6 protein-coding genes are annotated in these 6,800 nt (G+C 73.6%); 4 read left to right on the top strand and 2 right to left on the bottom strand.

The annotated features are described in order from the left end of the window. Positions 1-851: 851 nt before the first annotated feature. Positions 852-1,613, top strand: a complete 762-nt coding sequence (locus tag G339_RS0123350) for an MgtC/SapB family protein (RefSeq protein ID WP_019633489.1) — start codon at positions 852-854, stop codon at positions 1,611-1,613. Between the two features lie 88 nt (positions 1,614-1,701). Here the strand turns inward: G339_RS0123350 and G339_RS0123345 are convergent, their stop codons facing one another. Both G339_RS0123345 and G339_RS0123340 read right to left on the bottom strand, forming a co-directional pair. Continuing rightward, the gene (locus tag G339_RS0123345) at positions 1,702-3,102 is read right to left on the bottom strand and encodes a sensor histidine kinase (protein WP_019633488.1); all 1,401 of its coding nucleotides are present in this window, start codon (positions 3,100-3,102) and stop codon (positions 1,702-1,704) included. 165 nt (positions 3,103-3,267) lie between these two features. Next, on the bottom strand, positions 3,268-3,726 hold the full coding sequence (locus G339_RS0123340) for a nitroreductase family deazaflavin-dependent oxidoreductase (RefSeq protein ID WP_019633487.1): 459 nt from the start codon (positions 3,724-3,726) through the stop codon (positions 3,268-3,270). Between the two features lie 164 nt (positions 3,727-3,890). Between G339_RS0123340 and G339_RS0123335 the strand changes: the two genes are divergently transcribed. From G339_RS0123335 to G339_RS34990, 3 genes are all read left to right on the top strand, one after another. Then, positions 3,891-4,580, top strand: a complete 690-nt coding sequence (locus G339_RS0123335) for a TetR/AcrR family transcriptional regulator (RefSeq protein WP_026341713.1) — start codon at positions 3,891-3,893, stop codon at positions 4,578-4,580. Positions 4,581-4,664: 84 nt separating this feature from the next. Continuing rightward, the gene (locus G339_RS0123330; RefSeq protein WP_019633485.1) at positions 4,665-5,381 is read left to right on the top strand and encodes a DUF5995 family protein; all 717 of its coding nucleotides are present in this window, start codon (positions 4,665-4,667) and stop codon (positions 5,379-5,381) included. Continuing rightward, a complete protein-coding gene (locus G339_RS34990) occupies positions 5,365-5,889 on the top strand; it encodes an ATP-binding protein (protein ID WP_019633484.1) in 525 nt (174 codons plus the stop codon). The genes G339_RS0123330 and G339_RS34990 overlap by 17 nt, the downstream gene beginning before the upstream one ends. Positions 5,890-6,800: the final 911 nt, after the last annotated feature.

Raw genomic sequence — 6,800 nt, 5'->3', positions numbered from 1 at the left:
CCCGCGCCACCCCCACCAACCGGACGGACCGTTGAGCCACCCACCCATGCCCACCCGCTCCCCACACACCCCAGCACCCACCCGCGTCCGCCACCCCGCGTCCGCCACCCTGCGTCCGCCGTCCTGCGTCCGCCGTCCTGCGTCCGCCGTCCTGCGTCCACCGCCCCGCGTTCGCCGTCCTGCGTCCGCCGTCCTGCGTCCGCCGCCCTGCGTTCGCCGTCCTGCGTTCGCCGTCCTGCGTTCGCCGTCCTGCGCCCACCGCCCCGTGTCCGCCGCCCTGCGTTCGCCGCCCTGCGTCCAGCGTCCTGCGCCCACCGCCGCGCGTTCGCCGTCCTGGGAGGAGGCGCACAGGTGAGCGCGGCAGAGGGGGACGCGCACAGGTGAGCAGGGGCAGGTAAGGGCGGGCGGACGGACGCACACAAGTGGACGCGGGCAGGTTGGCGTGGACAGGTCGGCGGACGGGCGCGAGGCCCCGACGCGCGCGTGCGGGAACGGCGGCGGTGCGGACAGCGGCGACGAGCGCGTTGCCCAGATGGGCGGACGCCCGTGTACCCCGCGCCCTCTCGGCCGAACCTGCCGATGCGGCCGCTCGGGTCGCGCGTTCAGGCATGGTCGCTGACCCGAATACCTCAGTTCACCCCTCGGTCGCGGTGGTGGTCGCTTGGCTGGGCGCTTGGCTTTGGGCGTGTGGATTTGCTTGGCGGGTCGTCTGGTTGGGGCTGGGTGGGTGGGGGTTGGGCATGGGCGGAAGTGGTCGGGGTAGAGACGAGCACATTCCCCGATGTTGGAGGTTGGTTCGTGGTGGGTCGGTTTGCTGTTTGTCCTGTTTGCCCTGGTGGGTGGGGTTGGTGATGGATCTCGGGGCGGGGCAGGGGTGGACGCAGATCGGGGAACTCGCGCTCGCGCTCGTGCTGTCGGCCGCCATCGGGTTGGAACGCGGCATCCGCAACAAGAGCGCGGGGTTGCGGACGCACACGCTCGTCGGGGTCGGCGCGGCGTTGTTCATGCTCGTCAGCAAGTACGGGTTCGGGGATGTGCTCAGTGAGCACGTCGTGCTCGACCCTTCGCGGGTCGCGGCGCAGATCGTGTCGGGGATCGGGTTCATCGGTGGCGGGCTCATCTTCGTCCGCCGCGATGCCGTGCGCGGTCTCACGACCGCCGCGGTCGTGTGGGTGACGGCCGCGATCGGGATGGCGGCGGGCGGTGGGCTGCCGGTTCTCGCCGTCGTCGTGACCGTCGGGCATTTCGTCGTGGTCTTCGGGTTGAGCTGGCTCGCGCGGCTGTTGCCGATCGACCGGCTCGGGCCGCCGCCGCGCATTCGGCTCCGGCTCGCCTACCGGGACGGCCGCGGCGTGTTGCGTCGGGCTCTGGAAGAGGCCACCGGGCAGGGCTTCGTCGTCGCGGAGGTTCAGGTGGAACGCGAGTACTCGGACGCGGACATCGGCCGGGACGAACGCCGCGACCGCGTCGCGCCCGGCCCGCCCCGCGACAGCGCGTCCGTCATGCTGCTGCTGGAGGGCACCGGCTCGGAACAGAACCTCGTCGCGACGCTCAGCGAACTCCCGGACGTTCTGAGCGTCACGGCCGGCGAAGGCGCCGAGGACGACGACTGACGTCCTCGGTTCGGCGCGCGGCGAGGTTCGGACGTTCTGCCGGCTGTAGCGCGGACGGCGACTGACGCACCGTCCTGTGGAGACGGAGTCAGTTCGATGTGGCGGCTGGTTCGGGGACGGCCAAGGGCAGGCGCAGGACGAAGTGCGCGCCGCGCGCGCTGTCCTCGATGCGGAGCGTGCCGCCGTAGGATTCCGCGATCTCGCGGGCGATCGGAAGGCCGAGGCCCGTTCCGGACGGGTCGCGGCGGCGGCTCTCCGGGAGGCGCGCGAACCGTTCGAAGACGCGTTCGCGCTGGTCCTCCGCGATGCCCGAGCCGTCGTCGGCGACTTCCAGGACCGCTGAGCCGTCGTCGGCGCGGACGGTGACCTCCACCGACGACAGCGCGTGCCGTTCGGCGTTGCTCAGCAGGTTGCCGAGGACGCGGGTGAGCCGCAGCGGGTTCGCGATGACGTGCGCGCCGTTCTCCAGGTGCGGACGGATGGGGACGCGGGACGGACGGCGGCCCACCTCGCGGCCCACCAGGGCGGCGAGGTCGACGTTCTCGACGGGCGCGGGCGCGCGGGCGTCGAGCCGCGACAACTCCAGCAGGTCGGTGACGATCTCGTTGAGCCGTTCGGTGTCGTTCAGGGCCTCCCCTACTTCCGCGCGCCAGTCGAAGTCGTCGTCCTCCTGCAGAAGCGCGTCGAGCCGGGTGTGCAGGCCGGAGATCGGATTGCGCAGGTCGTGCGACGCGTCGGAGATGAACCGCCGCTCGCGGTTCGCGGACTCGTCCAGCCGGGCGAGTGTGTCGTTGACGGTCTCCGCGAGCTCCTGGATCTCGCCGTGCGTGTTGGGCACGGGCACGCGCGCGCCGGTGCCGGACGCGTTGATGTGCGCGACCTCCTGCCGGATCGCCTCGATGGGCACGAGCGCGAGGCCGACCGAACGCCACGTCCACCAGCCGATCGCCGCGATCATCAGCAGCAGGACCGGCAGCAGCGCCAGCGTCAGCAGCACGCCGTGGACGAGCGTCGGCGGCCGGTTCGCCGCGATGACGATGACCGGTCGGCCGAACGTGCCGGTCTCGACCCGCACACCGGTGAGCCACACGCACTGGTCGTGGAGCGCCTGCGGGCACGTGCGCCGGTCGATGACGACCTGCGTCCGCGCCGACAACGGGCCGATGAGCGGCGCGCGGCCGCGCAGCGTCTCGCTCGCGTAGAGCACCGTGCCGCCGGTGTCGACGATCTGGACCCGCTCACCGCCGCGGACGGCCTTCGCCGGATCTCCGCCCGTGTGGACGGTCCGCGCGACGCGGTCCATCGCCCGCCCCGCCACGTCCCACGAGCGCTCGGTCGCGTACTCGCGCGCCAGGACGAGGATCAGGAACAGCGCCACGACGCTGATCGACGCGGACACGGCGACGGCGATCAGCGTGGCCCGGCCGCGCACGGAGTGCAGCAGCCACGCCCCCCAGTACCGCAGGCGGCCTTCGGTCTCGTCGCGCATCCGCCGGGCTTCCCCTCGCGTGTCGTCCGGACCGCATCATCGCTGTCCGTGGCGTATTCACTGCCAAGCGTAAGCAACCCCTCTCCCCGCTTGGAGGGGCGGGTTCGGCTGGTCGGCGCGGTGCCGACGGATCAGGCGGCGGGATGCGGAGCCGCGGCACGACCGTCACGCGAGGCGGAAGACCGGCACGCCCGGCGCGAGTTCGGCCAGCTCCGCGTCGGTCAGGTTCTTGATCGGCCGGTCGAAGAAGCGCGCGACCTCCCAGCCCCAGCGCTTGAAGTAGGTCCGCAGCATTGGGATCTTCTCCGCGTCGGTCAGCTCGGTGACGGTGAACTCCTCGGCGCGGCGGCCCAGCCGCAGCTCGCCGCCGCCGGCCGCGCGCATGTTGCGGACCCACTGGGTGTGGCCGCGCGGGGCGACGATGTACCGCTCGTCCTCAAGGGTCATCAGGTTGACGGGCGTGGTGCGCCAGACGCCGCTCTTGCGGCCCCGGACGGCCAGCAGCCGGGTGCCGAGGAGGCTGACGCCGTGCCGGGCGAGCCAGGCGACGACCTTGTTGAAGAAGACCTCGCCGCCCTCACGGGCCTGGACGTTGCGGACGGGCTCGGCGGCGTGCGCGTTCATCTGATCCTCCAGGGAAGGTGAGCGGTGCTCGCTTCTGTGAGCGGTGCTCTCGATCTGGTGACGAGTATGCCCCGGCCCGCCGCCGAGTGCAAGAGCAGTGCTCAAGAAAAAGATCGGCGCTCTCGATTTGGTGCAGTGCTCTCGTTCGTGGCACACTCGGCCGCATGGGCGAGCGGGTCGGGGCACGGGAGCGCATCAGGCGCCAGATGGTCGCGGAGATCAAACGGGAGGCGCGTCGCCAGCTCGCGGAGTCGGGCGCGCAGAGCCTGTCGCTGCGCGCGGTCGCGCGGGAGACGGGCCTGGTCTCGTCCGGCGTCTACCGCTACTTCGCGAGCCGGGACGAGCTGCTCACGGCACTGATCATCGACGCGTACGGGGCGGTCGCGGAACGGGTGGAGGAGGCCGTCGGGGCGCGGGCGGCACCGCGCGAGCGCTGGCGGGCGGGCTGCGCGGCGGTCCGGGCGTGGAGCCGGGCGAACCCGCACGAGTACGCGCTGATTTACGGCTCGCCGGTGCCGGGGTACGCGGCCCCGGCCGACACGGTCGACGCGGCGGCGCGCGTCCCGCTGGCGCTGCTGTCGGTCGTCCGCGCGGCGCACGAGGCGGGGGAGCTGCGCCCGCCGGACGTCCGGGCGCTGCCGCCGGAGCTGGCCGCGCAGGGGCGCGCGGTCGCGGAGCTGACGGGCGGCGGGCTGCCGGAGGACGCGGCCGTCCGGGTGGGGATCGCGTGGACGCAGCTCTTCGGCATGGTCGGGTTCGAGCTGTTCGGCCACCTGGTCGGGAGCTTCGATCCGGCGGACGCGCTGTTCGACCACGCCGTGGACCTCATGGCCGACCTGATCGGCCTGCCGTGAGGGGACGGCTCCGGCGTTCGCCGATCACGCAGCGTCACGTTCCGTTACTCTCACGGCTGTCCGACCGGCGACGACGGGAGAGGGATGCACGCGACGGAGATCCAGACGGTCGACACCGTCCTCGACCGGATGCGGGAGATCGACCGGGGTCTGGACCCCCGCGACGGGCTGGCCCGCTTCAACCGCGTCTACCTGCGCATCACCGAACTGGTCGCGGCGGACCTGGAGGCGGGGTTCTTCCACGACCCGGACTTCGTCGCCCGGCTCGACCAGGTGTTCGCCGGGCTGTACTTCGACAACGTGGCCCTGGACGAGGCGGGCCGGACGCCCGGCGCGGCGTGGCGGCCGCTGTTCCGGGCGCGGGCGGACCGGGCGGTGTGCGCGCTGCAGTTCGTCCTGGCGGGCATGAACGCGCACATCAACCACGACCTGGCGCTGGCGGTGGTGGCGACGTGCGCGGAGCGGGGCGTCCCGCCGGGCCCCGGCGTCCACGCCGACTACCTGCGGATCAACGAGGTGCTGGCGCGGGCGGAGGCGGAGGTGCGGCGGGCCGTGGAGCCGTGGCTGCTGCGCCTGGCGACGCGCGACGCCGAGGCGGTCAAGCACATCCTGGCGAGCTTCAGCGTCGCGCGCGCCCGCGACATGGCGTGGTGCGCGGTGGAGCTGCTGTGGCCGCAGCGCGCGACGCCCGCCCTGTTCGACGACTCGGTCGCGCTGCTCGGGCAGACGGTCGGGCTGGTCGGCCGCCTCCTGGTCACGCCGGTGCTCCCGCCGGACCTCGCCGATGAACTCCCCGGCTGACGCGGCGGGCGGCCGGGCGGACCCGGCGGCCGGGGTGGTGCTCGGGACGCTGTCGCTGCCCGGCGAGGGCCGGTCGGCGTCGCGGGCGCGCGCCTTCCTGCGCGGCCTGCTGCCGCCGGACGACCCAGTGCTGGACGACCTGCTGACGGTCGGCAGCGAGACGGTCGGGAACGCGGTCGCGCACACCGCGTCGGGCCGGCCGGGCGGCCGGGTGGAGGTGCGGCTCGCCGCCGTCGCGGGCGGCTACCGGCTGGAGGTCGCCGACGACGGCGCGGCGGGCGGTCGCCCGCACGTCCGGCCGGGTTCCGACGACGACCTCCTGGAGGACCTGGTGTTCGGCGCGGAGAGCGGACGCGGGATGCGGATCGTCGCCGCGCTGGCGTCGGCGTGGGGCTACTGGGCACGCGGCGAGCGGACGGTGGTGTGGGCGGAATTCGCCCCGGCCCGCCCGAGCGGACCCGGCCTGTGCGCCGCAGGGTCGGTGGACGGGCTCGTCGACCCCGGCTGACACGCCGCGATGCCCGGGACCGGTTCAGCGACCCCGGTTGACGCGGCAGCGCCCGGCACCGGTTCAGCGGCCCCGGTTGACGCGCCGCAGGCCCGGGGGCGAACTTGGCGGCCCTGGTGCGTGCGCTGTGGTCGAGGGATGAGCCTCGGAGGACGTCGGGTGGTGTGTCGCGGGGTTCGGGGGTGGACTCGGCGACGCAGGTTGGCGCGCTGCGGGTCGGCGGACAGGCTCGGGGATGTCGGGTGCGTGCCGCAGGGTTTGGGGAACTCGGTAGTCCTGGTCGGAGTGCCGCAGGTCGGGGAAGGGGCTGGAGACGCGGGGCGGCGTGCCGCAGGGTCCGGGGGACTCGGCGCGCCGGTTGGCGTGCTGCGGTTTCGGAGGCGGGTCAACGACGCAGATTGACGCGCTGCGGGTTGGGAGACGGGCTTGCGGGCCCGGGCTGACGGGCCGCAGGGGCGGGGTGAACTCGGTGACGTCGGTTGGCGTGCTGCAGTTCTGGGGCGGGTCAGCGGCTCCGGTTGATGCGCTGGGGGGTTCGGGGAAGACCCGGCCGGCCCCCGGGCTCGCCCGCCGCGAGGTCTGCGGATGGGCTCTGCGGTCCCCGTTGATACGCGGCAGGGCGCGGGCTGAACTCGGCGGCTCCGGTGAGTGCGCTCCGGGTTGGGGGACGGGCTTGGGGGCGTCGGGTGCGTGCCGCAGGGTCGGGGTGAACTCGGTGACGCCGGTTGGTGTGCTTTGGGGTGGGGAGACGGGCTCGCGGGTCCGGTGGACGGGCCGCAGGGCGGGGTGGATGCGGCGGTCTCGGTTGGTGCGCGGCAGGGTTCGGGGACGGGTCAGTGGTCTCGGTTGGTGTGCGGCAGGGCTTGGGGGCGGGTCAGGGGTGTTGGTTGGTGTGGTGCGGGGCCCGGGGG

This window comes from Actinomadura atramentaria DSM 43919, from assembly GCF_000381885.1.
GTDB classification, from domain to species: domain Bacteria; phylum Actinomycetota; class Actinomycetes; order Streptosporangiales; family Streptosporangiaceae; genus Spirillospora; species Spirillospora atramentaria.
This window is presented reverse-complemented; position numbering and strand designations above follow the sequence as displayed.

Bases quoted from the DNA above. Each gene is read 5' to 3' on its own strand.
- G339_RS0123350 (WP_019633489.1), top strand. From the start codon at position 852: ATGGATCTCGGGGCGGGGCAGGGGTGGACGCAGATCGGGGAACTCGCG.
- G339_RS0123330 (WP_019633485.1), top strand. From the start codon at position 4,665: ATGCACGCGACGGAGATCCAGACGGTCGACACCGTCCTCGACCGGATG.
- G339_RS0123340 (WP_019633487.1), bottom strand. From the start codon at position 3,726: ATGAACGCGCACGCCGCCGAGCCCGTCCGCAACGTCCAGGCCCGTGAG.
- G339_RS0123345 (WP_019633488.1), bottom strand. From the start codon at position 3,102: ATGCGCGACGAGACCGAAGGCCGCCTGCGGTACTGGGGGGCGTGGCTG.
- G339_RS34990 (WP_019633484.1), top strand. From the start codon at position 5,365: ATGAACTCCCCGGCTGACGCGGCGGGCGGCCGGGCGGACCCGGCGGCC.
- G339_RS0123335 (WP_026341713.1), top strand. From the start codon at position 3,891: ATGGGCGAGCGGGTCGGGGCACGGGAGCGCATCAGGCGCCAGATGGTC.